This is a genomic window from Streptomyces rimosus subsp. rimosus, assembly GCF_000720725.1.
In the GTDB taxonomy this organism is placed as follows: domain Bacteria; phylum Actinomycetota; class Actinomycetes; order Streptomycetales; family Streptomycetaceae; genus Streptomyces; species Streptomyces rimosus_A.
In genome coordinates, this window is record NZ_JOCQ01000088.1 from 22,782 (window position 1) to 36,113 (window position 13,332).

Here is a 13,332-nt window from a genome sequence, read left to right on the forward strand (position 1 = left end):
TCTCTCCCTGTGTGTCAGCAGCCGGTCTCGATCAGCTTCTCCGAACCGAGCAGACCCCGGATCTCGAAGCAGTGGTTCTTGCTGGTGTCCTGCACCGCGGCGCTGTCCCTGGCCCGGTCCCACTTCGACAGCTTCAGGTTGAGCACGGCCGAGGTGGCGTCCGCCGGGAAGTACGCGGTCCGGGACTGCCCCACGGCATAGCCTTCGTGGCAGTAGTCCTTGCTGCTGGAGACGCCCTGCCACTCGTAACACGTGGTGGCGACGATTCCCGCCTTGTTGGTGACTTTGATGTAGTTCCCGGACCCCGCATGAGCGGCCGGGGCGAGCGCCAGGGCGGAAGCGCAGAGCGTCGCGCCGGTGGCCAGGGCGAATGCGGTCCTTCGGGCAGTTCTCAAGGTTCCGGCCTTTCTCCGAACTGTGCTGCGGCGCCGCGAAGTGCATCGATTTCCGATGCCGCGCCGTGCCCTCACAGTTAGCCCCGGCCGGACCGCCGTTGGGAAGAAATGAAGCCGGGAACCGTGGTCCCCGGCGGGAATTCAGCGGGCGACCACGACATTCCCGCCCGGAATGCCGCGGCGGTGTCTCGTGGTCGGGCCCGACTACGGAGCCAGCACGTCCAGTTCGGCCATGGCGCCGGCCGTGATCTCGCGGGTCAGCGCCTCGGCGCGGTCCGCGTCACCGACCCGTACCGCCTCGGCGACCTGGACGTGCAGGGTCACCGCGGCCGGGTCGGGGTCGGTGAACATCACGTGATGGTGGGTCCGGCCGGTCAGTACCGCGGCCACCACATCCCCCAGGCGGGCGAACATCTCGTTGCCGGAGGCGGCCAGCACCACACGGTGGAAGGCCATGTCGTGCACCAGGTACGCGTCGAGCTGCTGGCCGCGCGAGGTGGCGACCATGCCCATGGCGTGCTCGGTCAGCTCGGCGCACTGCGCGGGGCTGGCGTGCCGGGCCGCCAGGCCCGCCGCGACCGGTTCGACGGCGGAGCGCAGCACGGTCAGGGAGCGCAGCTGCCGGGGGCGGTCGGGCCCGGCCAGCCGCCAGCCGATGACCCGCGGGTCGTAGACGTTCCACTCCTCGGTGGGGCGTACGGTCACGCCCACCCGGCGCCGCGAGGCCACCAGGTGCATGGACTCCAGGACCCGTATCGCCTCGCGGATGACCGTGCGGGAGACCTCGAAGCGCTCCTCCAGCTCGTCGGTGCGCAAGATCGTGCCCGGCGGGTACTCGCCCGCGGTGATGGCGGGGCCCAGGGTCTCCAGTACCCGCGCGTGCAGTCCCTGTCCCGCCCCCTGGTTCTCCATGGGTTCAGCCTACGTTCCCGGGGAGGCCCGCCTTTAAGTATGACTTTTACGTCACAGGGGCTTGAATACGTCGTATCCCATGGGTTTCAGTGGGACGACAGACCGAGGTCAATGAGGACAGCGAGGTACACGGGATGAGCACCCCCCACGTCATCGTCGTGATGGGCGTGGCCGGCACCGGCAAGACGACGATCGGGCCGCTGGTGGCCGCCGACCTTGATGTCCCCTACGCCGAGGGCGACGACTTCCATCCCCCGGCCAACATCGCCAAGATGTCGGCCGGCACCCCGCTGGACGACGCCGACCGGTGGCCGTGGCTGGACGCCATCGGCGCCTGGGCGCACGGCCGTGCGGGCCGGGGCGGTGTCGTCAGCAGCTCGGCGCTCAAGCGCGCCTACCGCGACCGCCTGCGGGCCGCCGCGCCCGGCGTGGTCTTCCTGCACCTGACCGGCGACCGGTCGCTGATCGAGTCCCGGATGGCCGAGCGCAAGGGCCACTTCATGCCCACCGCGCTGCTGGACTCGCAGTTCGCCACGCTGGAGCCGCTCGGCGCCGACGAGGCGGGCGTCGCCGTGGACGTCTCCGGCACCCCGCAGGAGATCGCCGAGCGCGCCGTCGCCGCACTGCGCCGCTACGACACCGGCCGGTCCACCCCCGCCTGACCGCCTTGCGCGGGCCCAGGCCCGTACGCCCTCGCCATCTGCGGGGGCACAGCTCAGCCGCCCCCGCGTAACCGCTCCGGGGCCACCACAACCAGTAACAGCACCCCTTAGGGAACAGCCGTGACACATCTCAGCGTCGAGATGCTGGCAGCGGACGCGACCGAGCCGATCACCTCGGCCGGTCACGCGCAGCTCGGCATCGCCGTCCTCGCGGGCATCGCCGTCATCGTCCTGCTCATCACCAAGTTCAAGCTGCACGCCTTCCTGTCGCTGATCATCGGCTCGCTGGTGCTGGGCGCGGTCGCGGGCGCGCCGCTGGACAAGGCCATCGCCAGCTTCTCGTCCGGCCTGGGCGCCACGGTCGCGGGCACCGGCATCCTGATCGCGCTGGGCGCGATCCTCGGCAAGCTGCTCGCCGACTCCGGCGGCGCCGACCAGATCGTCGACACGATCCTGGCGAAGGCGAGCGGGCGGGTGATGCCGTGGGCGATGGTGCTGATCGCCGGCATCGTCGGCCTGCCGATCTTCTTCGAGGTCGGCATCGTGCTGCTGATCCCCGTGGTGCTGCTGGTCGTCAAGCGCGGCAACTTCTCCCTGATGCGCATCGGCATCCCGGCGCTGGCCGGTCTGTCCGTGATGCACGGCCTGATCCCGCCGCACCCCGGCCCGCTGGCCGCCATCGACGCGCTGCACGCCAACCTGGGCGTCACCCTGGCGCTCGGTGTGGTCGTCGCGATCCCGACGGCGATCGTCGCCGGTCCGCTGTTCTCCCGCTACGCCGCCCGCTGGGTGGACATCCGCCCGCCGGAGAAGATGGTCCCCGAGCGGGCCTCCGGCGAGCTGGACAAGCGCCCCGGCTTCGGGATCACCGTGGCGACGGTGCTGCTGCCCGTCGTGATGATGCTGGCCAAGGCCCTGGTGGACGTCGTGGTGGACGACAAGGGCACCACGGTCCAGCGCGTCTTCGACGTGGTCGGATCCCCGCTGATCGCGCTGCTCACCGCCGTCCTCGTCGGCATGTTCACGCTGGGCCGGTCGGCCGGCTTCACCAAGGGCCGGATCGCCTCCACCGTGGAGAAGTCCCTCGCGCCGATCGCCGGTGTGCTGCTGATCGTGGGCGCGGGCGGCGGCTTCAAGCAGACCCTGGTGGACGCGGGCGTCGGCCAGATGATCCTGGAGCTGTCCAAGGACTGGAACATCTCCACCCTGCTGCTGGCCTGGCTGATCGCCGTCGCGATCCGGCTCGCGACCGGCTCCGCGACGGTCGCCACCATCTCCGCCGCCGGTCTGGTGGCGCCGCTCGCCGCCGACATGTCCACCACCCACACCGCCCTGCTGGTCCTCGCCGTCGGCGCCGGTTCGCTGTTCTTCAGCCACGTCAACGACGCGGGCTTCTGGATGGTGAAGGAGTACTTCGGCATGAACGTCGGCCAGACGATCAAGACCTGGTCGCTGATGGAGACGCTGATCTCGGTCGTCGGGATCGTGTGCGTCCTGCTGCTGTCCCTGGTGCTGTAGGCCCTGTCGTCAGATTCCCGCCCTCCGCGCGGACGGCGGGAATCCGACGTCAGGACCTGGCGCCGTACAGCTCCCGGTGGGCGCCCGGCGTGTGTCCGAACGACCGGCGGAAGGCATCGATGAAGGCGCTGGCCGAGGCCCAGCCGCAGCGGTGCGCGATCGCGGTCACGGACAGCGCCGGGTCGTCCCGCGTCAGCAGCACCAGCGCGTGGTGCAGCCGCAGCTGCGTACGCCACTGCGGGAAGGTCATGCCCAGCTCGGCGCGGAAGAGGCGGGCCAGGGTCCGCTCGCTCGCCCCGGCTGCCGCGCCGAGCCCGGCCAGCGGCCGCGGGTCGGCGGGGTCGGCGCGCAGCATCGCGCACACCGCCGTCAGGCGCGGGTCGCGGGGCGTGGGCAGGTGCAGGGCCTGGAGCGGGGCGTGGCGCAGCTGGTCGAGGAGTACGGCCAGCAGGCGCCGCGCCTCCGCCGTACGACGGCTGCCCGGACCGCTGTACGCGATGATCAGCTCGCGCAGCAGCGGGCCGGCGGCCAGCACGGCGGGCCGGTCGAGGCCCAGCGGATCGGTGTCCATCGGTACGCCGACGGTGTGCAGGTCGGTGTCCCCGTGCGCCCGGTGCTCGTGCACCGTCCCGGCCGGGATCCAGATCGCGCGGGTGGCGGGCGCGACCCAGCTGCCGGCGTCCGTCGTCACGGTCAGCACCCCGCGCCCCGCGTAGACGATCTGGTGCACGTCGTGCTGATGGGCCTCCACCCGGGTGCCCTGCGGCAGGAAGCGGGTGATGGTCGTGACGTGCGGCGGGTGTTGGCGGAAAACCGGCATGGCGTGGCAGTTTATGAGAAGCCCGCCACCGGGTGCGCTCGCCATGATCGGTACATGACGACGAAGCACGGGGCCGCTTCCCGGCGGCCCATCGCGACGATGTCCGTCGGCCACGCGGCGGTGGACTTCTACCAGGGCGCGGTCCCGGCCCTGGTGCCCTTCCTGGTGGCCGAGCGCCACTACGGCTACGCCGCGGCCTCCGGCATCGTGCTGGCCGCCACCCTCCTCTCCTCCATCGTCCAGCCCCTGTTCGGCTCGCTCACCGACCGCTGGACGATGCCCTGGCTGATCCCGGTGAGCACGCTGTGCGCGGGCCTGGGCATCGCGCTGTCCGGACTCGGCGGCTCCTACGTCCTCACCTGCCTCGCGGTCGCCCTCTCGGGCATCGGCGTGGCCGCCTACCACCCGGAGGCCGCGCGGCTGGCCCGCGTCGCGAGCGGCGGCAGCCATGTCGCCATGGGCTGGTTCTCGCTCGGCGGCAATATCGGCTTCGCCCTCGCCCCGGTCGCCGTCGGCCCGCTGCTCTCCGCGGGCTCGCTGACCGCGTCGCCGTGGCTGGCGGTGCCCGCGGTGGCCGGTGTCCTGCTGACCGCCGCGGTGATCCGCGCCCTGGCGCCGCGGGCGGCCGTCGCCAAGGCCGCGGCGCGCAAGGCGGGCCGCGACAACTGGCCGGAGTTCCTGCGGCTGACCGCCGTCATCGTCTGCCGGTCCATCGTCTTCGTCGGCTTGAGCGCCTTCATCGCCGTCTACGCCGAGCAGCGGGTGGGCGGCGGCGCCACCGCGGGTTCGGCGGCCCTGTTCGTCCTGTTCGCGGGCGGCGCGGTGGGCACCGTGCTCGGCGGCCGGCTGGCGTCCCGGTGGGGCCGGGTCCGTACGGTACGGATCGCCTACGCGGCCTGCGTCCCGGCCGTCGCCGGGCTGGTCCTCGTCCCCGGCCCCGCGCTGTACGTCTTCGCCGCCCTGACGGCCACCGCCCTGTACGTACCGTTCTCCCTGCACATCACGCTCGGCCAGGACCTGCTGCCGAACCGCATGGGCACCGCCAGCGGTGTCACCCTCGGCCTCGCCGTCAGCGTCGGCGGCGTCGCCAGCCCGGCCATCGGCGCCCTCGCCGACACCACGAGCCTGCGGACCGCGCTGCTGCCGCTGATCGCGCTGTGCGCGGTGGCCTGGCTCATCGCGCGGACGCTGACCGAACCGGGGGAGGACGGCTCAGGCGGCGGGCGGCCCGATCTCCCCCGCGAAGACGATCACCTGGTCGATGAGGCTGCGCCGCAGGTGGACGACGTCCGTCCCCGCCAGGCGGGGGCCTCCACCCGGTGTGGTGAAGACCCACCGGTACCGGGCCCACTCGCCCGGCATGTCCACCGCTGAGCAGCGCACCATCGTGCCGGCCCCCGCCGGGTGGCGCCGGAGGTCCAGCACGAAGCGCTCGACCGCCTCGATCCCCTCACTGCGGCCCAGCGGTCCGTAGAAGACCACGTCCGAGGTCAGGGCCTGGGAGAGCAGCTCGGTCACATAGCCGTCGTCCGAGGCGTTGAACGCGGAGAGGAACGTGTCGATCGCGGACCGCGCGGTTTCTTCCTGCATGCACCAGTCATACCAGCCGCTTCACGGCCTGCGCCCCTCCCGGTCACCGCACCGGCGTCGCGGCCACGAGGACGCCGTACCGGGCCAGTTCGTCCGCCAGACCGGACGCGTCGTCGGCGGCGTAGGCCACATAGCCGTCCGGACGGACCAGGAACAGGCCCTCGCCGTACGCGTCGCGGGCATGGCCCTCGGAGTCGAGCAGGTCGGGGGCCGGGCCGCCGACGCGGCATGTACGGATCATCTCACCGTCCAGTGCCGGAAGTTTGATGTCGCCTACGGTCAGCAGCGTGAAGTGCGGGCCCTGGAAGACCTCGAAGAGGCGGCGCGGGGTGCCGTCGGGGGTGGTGCAGGGCGCGTCGGGAGCCCGGTCGCCGGCGTGCAGCGCATCGTCGGCGAGGCCGGTGCGCCGCTCGGTGGACAGCGGTCCGCCCGGATATCCGAAGTCGATCTGGTGCAGGTCCTTGCCGCGCTTCATGTCGCCCGAGCGGTGCAGCCGGGTGCTGGTGTCCAGGATGCGGGCGGCGATCGGCAGCCGCTCGGCCTCGTAGGTGTCGAGCAGCGACTCGGGCGCGCCGTGCCGCAGGACCTGTCCCAGCTTCCAGCCGAGGTTGTAGGCGTCCTGGACGCTGGTGTTCAGGCCCTGGCCGCCGGCGGGGGAGTGGACGTGCGCCGCGTCGCCCGCGAGGAAGACCCGGCCCACGCGGAACCGGTCGGCCCGGGCGGCGTTCGGGCGGAAGGCGGAGGACCACAGCACCTCGCCCACCTGGTCCAGGGTGAGGTGGGTGCGCTCCGCGACGAGCTTGCGCACGGCGTCGGGCGCGGTGTCCGGCTCCGCGCCGGGGTCCGCGTAGCCCGCGATGAGCTGGAAGTAGCCGGCCGACGGCACCGGGAGCAGCGCGACGAAATCGGTGGCGTTGAACGCCCCCCACATGTGCCAGTGCTGCTGGTCCAGCCCGTCCAGCCGGAGGTCGGCGAGGAGCATCGGGTGCGCGGCGACGCTCTCCCCGGTCATGGTGACGCCGAGCGCCTTGCGCACCGTGCTGCGCCCGCCGTCCGCCGCGACCAGGTAGGCGGCGCGCACCGTACGGGCGGTGCCGTCGGCGCGTACGACACGGGCCTCGACGCCGTCCGCGTCCTGGGTGAACGACTCCAGCCCGGCCCCGAACGCCACCGTGCCGCCCAGCTCGGTCAGCCGCGCGTACTGGATCTCCAGGTTCCGCCACTGCGGAACCATCATCATCGTGCCGTACGGGACGGACGGTGTCGGTTCGGCGGCTTCGACGAACACATACGAGTTGACCAGGCGGCCGTCCTCCCAGGACCCGATCTTCGGGTACCGGTTGCTGCTCGCCCGGATGGCGTCGAGCACCCCGAAGTCCTCGTACACCTCCTGGGTGCGGGGCTGGATGCCGCTGCCGCGGGTGCCGGGCGACAGCCGGTCCTGGCGCTCCAGGACGAGGGCGTGCACGCCGCGCCGGGCGAGGTCGAGGGCAAGGGCCAGGCCGGTGGGTCCGGCGCCGGAGATCAGTACGTCGACGTGCTCGGGCAGGGCCCCGGAACGGGCCGCGGGGATCTTCTCGACGCTGTCCTTAACGTTGTTAAGTTCCATGCTTTCGAGACTGCGCTTAACGGTGTTAAATTGTCAAGGTGGCTACGAGACTCGACCGAAAACTGGTGGCGGACACCGCCCTGCGGCTGCTGAACGACGTCGGCCTCGAAGGGCTCACGCTGCGCCGTATCGCCAAGGAGCTGAACGTCCAGGCGCCCGCGCTCTACTGGCACTTCAAGAACAAGCAGGAGCTGCTGGACGAGATGGCCACCGAGCTGTACGAGCGGATGGCCGCGCTGGTGCCGGCGGCCGGCGACAGCTTCGGGGGTGGTGACTGGAAAGAGATGCTCACCCAGGGGAGCCGGGGGATGCGGCAGACGTTGCTCGCCTACCGCGACGGCGGCAAGGTCTTCGGCGGCACCCGGATGCGGTTCCCGACGTCGATGCGGCCGATGGAAATCTTCCTGACCACGCTGCGGGACGCCGGGTTCACCGCGGAACGGGCCGCGCGTGCCTGGTTCACCACGTACGTCTACACCATCGGCTACGTGGTCGAGGAGCAGTCCGTCTTCCCCGTGCCCGGGGCCCCGGACCGCGACCCGGCCTACGACCAGGAGGAACGGGAACGGGTCATGGGTGCCGACTACCCGCTCACCGCCGCGGCCGGCGTGGAGATGTTCGGCGACACCGCCCGCGGCTTCGACGACGGTCTGCGGGCCGTCATCGCGGGTATCGAGGCCACGCTGCTGCACGACGGGTAGGGCGGGTGCCCGGGAGGCCGCCCCGGGCACCCGGCCTCAGCGCCGCGGCCGGGGGTCGATCGCGTTCTTCAGTACGGGTGTCAGCGGGCGTTCCACCCAGCGGTGCAGCACCCACGCCAGCGCCAGCATCAGCGCGATGGTGAGCGTGAACGTCGCGTACGACGGGAGGCGCAGGCCGCGGTGCAGTCCCTGCACGACCACCCAGCCCAGATGCTCGTGGACGAGGTAGAACGGGTACGTCAGCGCCCCGGCGACGGTCAGCCAGCGCCAGTTCGCCCACCGCATCCGGCCCAGCGCGATGGCCAGTACCAGCGCGAAGCCGACCGTGACGATCGCGATGATGACGAGCGCCGAGCGGTTGGAGAAGGCGTGCGCGGACGGCGGGTGCCACAGCCCGGCCACCGCGAAGTGCTGGCCGATGAGCCAGCTGACGCCCACCACCGCCCACGCCACCGGGTCCCGCCCGCCGTAGCGGTGCAGCAGGTAGCAGCCGATGCCGCCGATGAAGAACGGTGCGTACTGCGGCATCAGGACGACGTCCAGCGCCGGGACGTGTACGGCCTGCGCCACCGCCGCCGCCAGCGTCCAGCCCGCACAGAACAGCACCACCCGGCGGCGCGTGGCACCCGGCAGCACGACGCACAGCGCGAACAGCGCGTAGAACCGCATCTCGGCCCACAGTGTCCAGCACACGCCGAGCACCCGCTTCGCACCCAGCGGCTGCTGGAGCATCGTCAGGTTCGTCAGCACGTCGCTCGGGCCCAGCGCCTCGAACGCCACCCACGGCAGCGCGAAAACCGCCGTGACCAGCAGGACCGCCACCCAGTACGCCGGATACAGCCGCGAGACGCGGGAAGCGATGAAGCCCCGCAGTGTCCGCCCCCAGCCGCTCATGCAGATCACGAAGCCGCTGATGACGAAGAAGATCTGCACGCCGAGGCAGCCGTACGCGAATGCCCCGTGCAGTGACGGGAACTGGCGCGCGGGCGAGCTGCCCCACGCTTGGGCTATGTCGCCGTTCCGGCCGCCGAGGTGATAGGCGGCGACCATCAGGGCGGCGATCAGGCGCAGCCCGTCGAGGGCGCGCAGGCGCGGGGCGCCGCGGGACTTCTTGCCGGGCGGGGCCGCCGCGCCGTTACGTATGGCCGGCACCGACCGGGTGACCAGCGCGGACACGGACGGGCCGGGCACCGTCACGGGCGGCGGCACCTCCGCCGGAAGCTGCGCGGTCATCCGAACGCGGCCCGCTTCTTCAGGCGCCGCTGCATCGCCCGCGCGCGCCGCGCGACCCTGCGGACGGCCGCGTTGCGCGGGATGAAGGACAGCTGGGCCGGGATCGCGCCGGGCAGCGCCAGCGCGGTCAGCCGGCGGCGCTTGAAGTAGCGCCACGTGCGGTCGTTCAGATGGGCGGCGAGATAGCGCTCGGCGACCGGGCGCAGCTCGGGGTAGATCTGGTTCTGCATGGCGTAACCGACCGCGCCGACCAGGCCGTTGAGGTGCGTCGGCGTCGGCTTCGTCCCCGGCTCGTCCGCCAGGTCGGGCACCAGCGCGTCGACGAGGGTGACCGGCACGCGGTTGCTGTTCTGGTACGGGGTCAGCCGCTCCAGCAGCAGGGCCGTGCCCACGCGGGCGGTCGGCAGGCCGTAGAACGCGGACGCCGTCAGCAGCGCGGTCGAGAAGCAGCCGACCACGAGCGCGGGCCGTTTGCGCTGGTAGAGCACTTCGGCGAGGACCGGCGTGTCCAGCACGGTCAGTTCGGCGCCGAGCTTCTCCGCCTCCCGCTCCAGCGAACGGGACCAGCGTGCGGGCGCGGACGGGTGCGGCTTGAACACCACCTCGCGGTGCCCGCGCCGTACCGCGCCGCGCAGCATCCGGGCGTGCAGCTCCTCCTCTTCCTCGGGAGTGAGGATGCCCAGCGCGGACAGGTACTGCCCGAGGAGCAGCGCTGCGCCCTCCGGCACCTCGCGCAGCCCCGGGGCGTCGGAGTCCGCGGCCAGGTCGGCGAGCACCGCGCGGAAAGCGTCGGTCGGCACGGTCTCCGCGCCCACCCCGAACTCGGTGAGCAGCAGCGGCTTCAGGCCGGGTACGAGGTCCAGGTGCAGCAGGCGGCGGACGCGGGTGCCGACCAGCGGGTCCAGCTTGTTGCGGGTGGGCCCGTAGCTCATCAGGCCGTCCGCGTACACGTCGACCGGCGCGCCCGGGAAGAGCTGGGCCAGCGCGAGCGCCGGGTGGACCTGGATGGACTCCACGACCAGCTCGATCTCGTCCTCGCCCAGGTCCCACAGCAGCCGCAGATGCCGCTCCCACAGCGGTACGTCGTCCTGGCGCGGGGACCAGCCGCCGGGGTGGAACGGGCTGATCGCCTCGTTCCACGACAGCACCCGGTCGAAGCGGCCGCGCAGCCGCTCGAAGCCGGGCATCCGGTCCAGCGGTGTCGAGGTCTCCGGGGTCGCCGCGTTGTTGCTGATCAGCAGCAGTCTGCGGTCGGCCGGGGCGAAGCGGTCGGTGTCCAGGGCGGCGGCGAGCGTGGCGGCGCCGTACAGGGTGGACGCCAGGAAGATCTGCGTACGCGGCCGCGTCGGTGCGTCGGTACGGGGGGCCATCAGGCGGCCACCTCCGCCGGAACCGGACGGCGGCGCAGCCGTCGCAGACGGGAGGCGCGCTGCGTGTCCATCGAATCCAGTGCTTCCTTCAGTACGTCCTGCGGCATTCTTTTCAGCGCCGCCGCGCTCAAGGCGCGCAATTTACGGGCCACCTGCGGCTCGAATCGTTCGATCGAGCCGAGGTGGTGGGAAATGATGGCGCAATATGTACGTACGGCTTTCGGCAGCAGCCGGTCCGCGTCCCGGTCCCGCGCCGTTTCCTCGATTACTTGATCAAATGCCCGGATGAAATCCAGCTGCCGTACGTCGCCGATCTGCGTGAGCGAGGACGCCACCCCGCGCCGGTAGAAGACGCCGAGCAGTCCGGTCACCGCCATCGACCGCGCCTCGCGGTGCAGCCGCCAGATCCACGGCCGGTCCTCCGCGGTGCGCAGGCCGTGGGTGAAATGCAGCAGGCCGTCGTCCAGCAGCCGGCGGTGGTAGATGCCGGCCCAGGCGAAGGCGTAGTCGACGGAGGTGGAGCGGTCGGCGGGCAGGATCAGCTCGCGCGGGTCCAGGGCGACGTCGCGGCGGCCGTGCGGGACGCGGTGCACCGAACGGGTGCGCGCGGTGCACTGCACATGGTCCGTGCGTACGAAATCGCAGTCCAACTTCTCGATGACGGCGAGGAGTTGTGCGTAGTACCCGGGGGCCAGCCAGTCGTCGCCGTCCAGGAAGGTCACATACTCGCCGGCGGCCGCGTCCAGGCCGGTGTTGCGGGCGGTGGCCAGGCCGCCGTTCTGCTCGTGCCGCAGCACCCGCGCGCCCGGCAGCTCGCCCTCGGCGCGCGCCAGGATCTGCGGTGTCTCGTCCCGCGAGCAGTCGTCCACCAGCAGGAATTCGAAGTCCTCGCGGGCGTTGGCCGCCAGGCTTCGCAGGGTGTCGGGCGCATATGTCTGCACGTTGTAGAACGGCACGACGACGGAGAGCTTAACCACCCCGGTGACGTTAGGCGCGGTCCCGGCATTCGTCTTGACGGGACGCGGACCCGCAAGTGAACGAAGAATGGCGGGCTGGTTAACCGGGCAATTCGGCCTGCTGGTTCGCCGTACCGCGATGCGCTGTTAACCCGCTGTTGCGGCACAGTTGGCCCGCCGAACGGAACGCCTTCCTAGCGTTTTCGTCGTGCCCACTCGTACCACTTCCCAGCCGCGCATCGCGGTGCTCGCGGATTCGGATACCCGCTGGAAATGGGGCGCTTTGACAGCGTACCGCATTCAATCGGACATTCGTCTGGACGGATATCTGCTCCGCGGCCGTGCCACCCCCACGGTCCGCCAGCTCGACGAGGTCGGCGCCCGTGCGGACACGCTGCGCGAAATCCGCGGCGTGGACTTCCTGGAGCTGATGAAGGACACCGCGCGGTACGACGCGGTCGTCCTCGCCTGCGTCGGCGGCGCCGTCCAGGCGATGCTGCACGGTCTGGCGCACGCCTGGCGCGGCGCGGCCCGGCGGCCCGTCGTCGTCACCGGCTACGTCGGTGTCGTCTACGAGAAGCTGGCCGACGGCCTGCTGCTGCGGCACGGCGCGGACGTGGTCCTCGCCAACTCCCGGCACGACGCGGACCGGTTCCGCGCGGTGTACGAAGGCGTCGGGGCCGACGGGGGCAGCGTGGTCGAGTGCGCCCTGCCGTTCCTGGGCGGCGCACCGTACGACCCCGTCCTCGGCGACCGCCCCTACACGGTCGTCTTCGCCGCCCAGCCCTCCGTACCGGACCGCCGCGAGGACCGTACGTACCTGCTGCGGCGGGCGGCCGAGCACGCCCGGCGGCACCCCGACCGCGAGGTGCTGGTCAAGCTGCGCAGCAAGCCCGGCGAACACACCACGCACATCGAAGAACTCCCGTACCAGAAGCTGGCCGCCCGCCTCCCCGGCGGCCTGCCCCCCAACTGCCGTCTCGCATACGGGAACATGGGCGAGGTCCTGGACCGCACCGACCTCCTGGTGACGGTCAGCTCGACCGCCGCCCTGGAGTCCCTGCACCGCGGCGTCCCCACCGCCGTCCTCACCGACCTCGGCATCCGCGAAGTCCTCGGCAACCACCACTTCCTCGGCTCCGGCTGCCTCGCCTCCTGGGACGAGCTGGACGCCGGACACCGGCCCGAACCCGACCCGGACTGGCTGGCCCGCCAGGGCGTCGCCCCCGGGGCCGAGTACAGCACCGCCTTCGACGCCGCCCGAGCGCGCGTCACCGCCCTGCGCGCCGCCGGCCTGCCGCCCCTCACCCCGTACTACACACCCCGCACCGCCCCCGGCTATCTCCCCGGCATCCTCGCCCGCTACGGCCTCGACCCCAAGGGCGCCCCGCTGCCCGGCCAGACCGCCGAGACCGCCGAGCCCGGCGGCCTGCGCCGGCTGGCCCGCGACACCGTGCGCGACGCCGCCCGCGGCGCCTACCGCCACGGCGTCCAGCGCATCGCCCCCGCCATCCGCCGCTGGGGACAGCTGTGAGCACCCCACCCGCCCGCCCCCGGAGCCCGCAC

At 72.0% G+C, this 13,332-nt stretch carries 12 protein-coding genes and 1 pseudogene; 5 read left to right on the forward strand and 8 right to left on the reverse strand.

From position 1 onward, the window contains the following. Window positions 1-14 precede the first annotated feature (14 nt). Window positions 15-395 (reverse strand): hypothetical protein, encoded by a 381-nt coding sequence (locus tag IH45_RS0132570; RefSeq protein WP_030676902.1) that lies wholly within the window; start codon window positions 393-395, stop codon window positions 15-17. Between the two features lie 204 nt (window positions 396-599). Continuing rightward, window positions 600-1,307 carry a FadR/GntR family transcriptional regulator gene (locus IH45_RS0132575; protein ID WP_030676905.1) on the reverse strand — a complete coding sequence of 236 codons (708 nt, stop codon included), beginning with the start codon at window positions 1,305-1,307 and terminating at the stop codon, window positions 600-602. A gap of 134 nt (window positions 1,308-1,441) precedes the next feature. Between IH45_RS0132575 and IH45_RS0132580 the strand changes: the two genes are divergently transcribed. Together IH45_RS0132580 and IH45_RS0132585 are read left to right on the forward strand one after the other, a co-directional pair. Beyond that, entirely contained in the window at window positions 1,442-1,969 is a 528-nt protein-coding gene (locus IH45_RS0132580; RefSeq protein WP_030676908.1) for a gluconokinase, read from the forward strand. A 120-nt stretch (window positions 1,970-2,089) separates the two neighbouring features. Next, on the forward strand, window positions 2,090-3,487 hold the full coding sequence (locus IH45_RS0132585) for a GntT/GntP/DsdX family permease (protein ID WP_030676911.1): 1,398 nt from the start codon (window positions 2,090-2,092) through the stop codon (window positions 3,485-3,487). Window positions 3,488-3,536: 49 nt separating this feature from the next. Here the strand turns inward: IH45_RS0132585 and IH45_RS0132590 are convergent, their stop codons facing one another. Continuing rightward, a complete protein-coding gene (locus IH45_RS0132590) occupies window positions 3,537-4,307 on the reverse strand; it encodes an AraC family transcriptional regulator (RefSeq protein WP_030676913.1) in 771 nt (256 codons plus the stop codon). A gap of 54 nt (window positions 4,308-4,361) precedes the next feature. Here IH45_RS0132590 and IH45_RS0132595 point away from each other — a divergent pair. Beyond that, a pseudogene (locus IH45_RS0132595) lies at window positions 4,362-5,510 on the forward strand (MFS transporter); the annotation flags it as partial. 9 nt (window positions 5,511-5,519) lie between these two features. Here the strand turns inward: IH45_RS0132595 and IH45_RS1000000147140 are convergent. Both IH45_RS1000000147140 and IH45_RS0132600 read right to left on the reverse strand, forming a co-directional pair. Further along, window positions 5,520-5,897, reverse strand: a complete 378-nt coding sequence (locus IH45_RS1000000147140; protein WP_078897884.1) for a nuclear transport factor 2 family protein — start codon at window positions 5,895-5,897, stop codon at window positions 5,520-5,522. A gap of 43 nt (window positions 5,898-5,940) precedes the next feature. Then, window positions 5,941-7,506, reverse strand: a complete 1,566-nt coding sequence (locus IH45_RS0132600) for an FAD-dependent monooxygenase (protein ID WP_078897885.1) — start codon at window positions 7,504-7,506, stop codon at window positions 5,941-5,943. 38 nt (window positions 7,507-7,544) lie between these two features. Between IH45_RS0132600 and IH45_RS0132605 the strand changes: the two genes are divergently transcribed. Next, on the forward strand, window positions 7,545-8,207 hold the full coding sequence (locus IH45_RS0132605) for a TetR/AcrR family transcriptional regulator C-terminal domain-containing protein (protein WP_030676922.1): 663 nt from the start codon (window positions 7,545-7,547) through the stop codon (window positions 8,205-8,207). 36 nt (window positions 8,208-8,243) lie between these two features. Here IH45_RS0132605 and IH45_RS0132610 read toward each other — a convergent pair whose 3' ends face one another. From IH45_RS0132610 to IH45_RS0132620, 3 genes are read right to left on the reverse strand one after another with little or no spacing between them, the layout of a single operon-like run. Then, complete coding sequence (locus tag IH45_RS0132610) at window positions 8,244-9,440, reverse strand: acyltransferase family protein (RefSeq protein ID WP_030676925.1); 1,197 nt, start codon at window positions 9,438-9,440, stop codon at window positions 8,244-8,246. Further along, window positions 9,437-10,810: a polysialyltransferase family glycosyltransferase gene (locus tag IH45_RS0132615; protein ID WP_030676930.1), complete on the reverse strand. Its 1,374-nt coding sequence runs from the start codon at window positions 10,808-10,810 to the stop codon at window positions 9,437-9,439. Before IH45_RS0132615 ends, IH45_RS0132610 begins: the two co-directional genes overlap by 4 nt. Further along, window positions 10,810-11,787: a glycosyltransferase family 2 protein gene (locus tag IH45_RS0132620; protein ID WP_030676933.1), complete on the reverse strand. Its 978-nt coding sequence runs from the start codon at window positions 11,785-11,787 to the stop codon at window positions 10,810-10,812. The genes IH45_RS0132615 and IH45_RS0132620 overlap by 1 nt, the downstream gene beginning before the upstream one ends. Window positions 11,788-11,974: 187 nt before the next feature. On the opposite strand from IH45_RS0132620, the gene IH45_RS0132625 reads away from it, so the two are divergent. Next, window positions 11,975-13,300, forward strand: coding sequence for a DUF6716 putative glycosyltransferase (locus IH45_RS0132625; RefSeq protein ID WP_078897886.1), 1,326 nt, complete (start codon window positions 11,975-11,977; stop codon window positions 13,298-13,300). The last annotated feature ends 32 nt before the right edge of the window (window positions 13,301-13,332 follow it).

What these genes read in the sequence shown, in the direction of transcription:
- IH45_RS0132590 (WP_030676913.1), bottom strand. Translation starts at nt 4,307, where the DNA reads ATGCCGGTTTTCCGCCAACACCCGCCGCACGTCACGACCATCACCCGC.
- IH45_RS0132600 (WP_078897885.1), bottom strand. Translation starts at nt 7,506, where the DNA reads ATGGAACTTAACAACGTTAAGGACAGCGTCGAGAAGATCCCCGCGGCC.
- IH45_RS0132610 (WP_030676925.1), bottom strand. Translation starts at nt 9,440, where the DNA reads ATGACCGCGCAGCTTCCGGCGGAGGTGCCGCCGCCCGTGACGGTGCCC.
- IH45_RS0132575 (WP_030676905.1), bottom strand. Translation starts at nt 1,307, where the DNA reads ATGGAGAACCAGGGGGCGGGACAGGGACTGCACGCGCGGGTACTGGAG.
- IH45_RS1000000147140 (WP_078897884.1), bottom strand. Translation starts at nt 5,897, where the DNA reads ATGCAGGAAGAAACCGCGCGGTCCGCGATCGACACGTTCCTCTCCGCG.
- IH45_RS0132580 (WP_030676908.1), top strand. Translation starts at nt 1,442, where the DNA reads ATGAGCACCCCCCACGTCATCGTCGTGATGGGCGTGGCCGGCACCGGC.
- IH45_RS0132615 (WP_030676930.1), bottom strand. Translation starts at nt 10,810, where the DNA reads ATGGCCCCCCGTACCGACGCACCGACGCGGCCGCGTACGCAGATCTTC.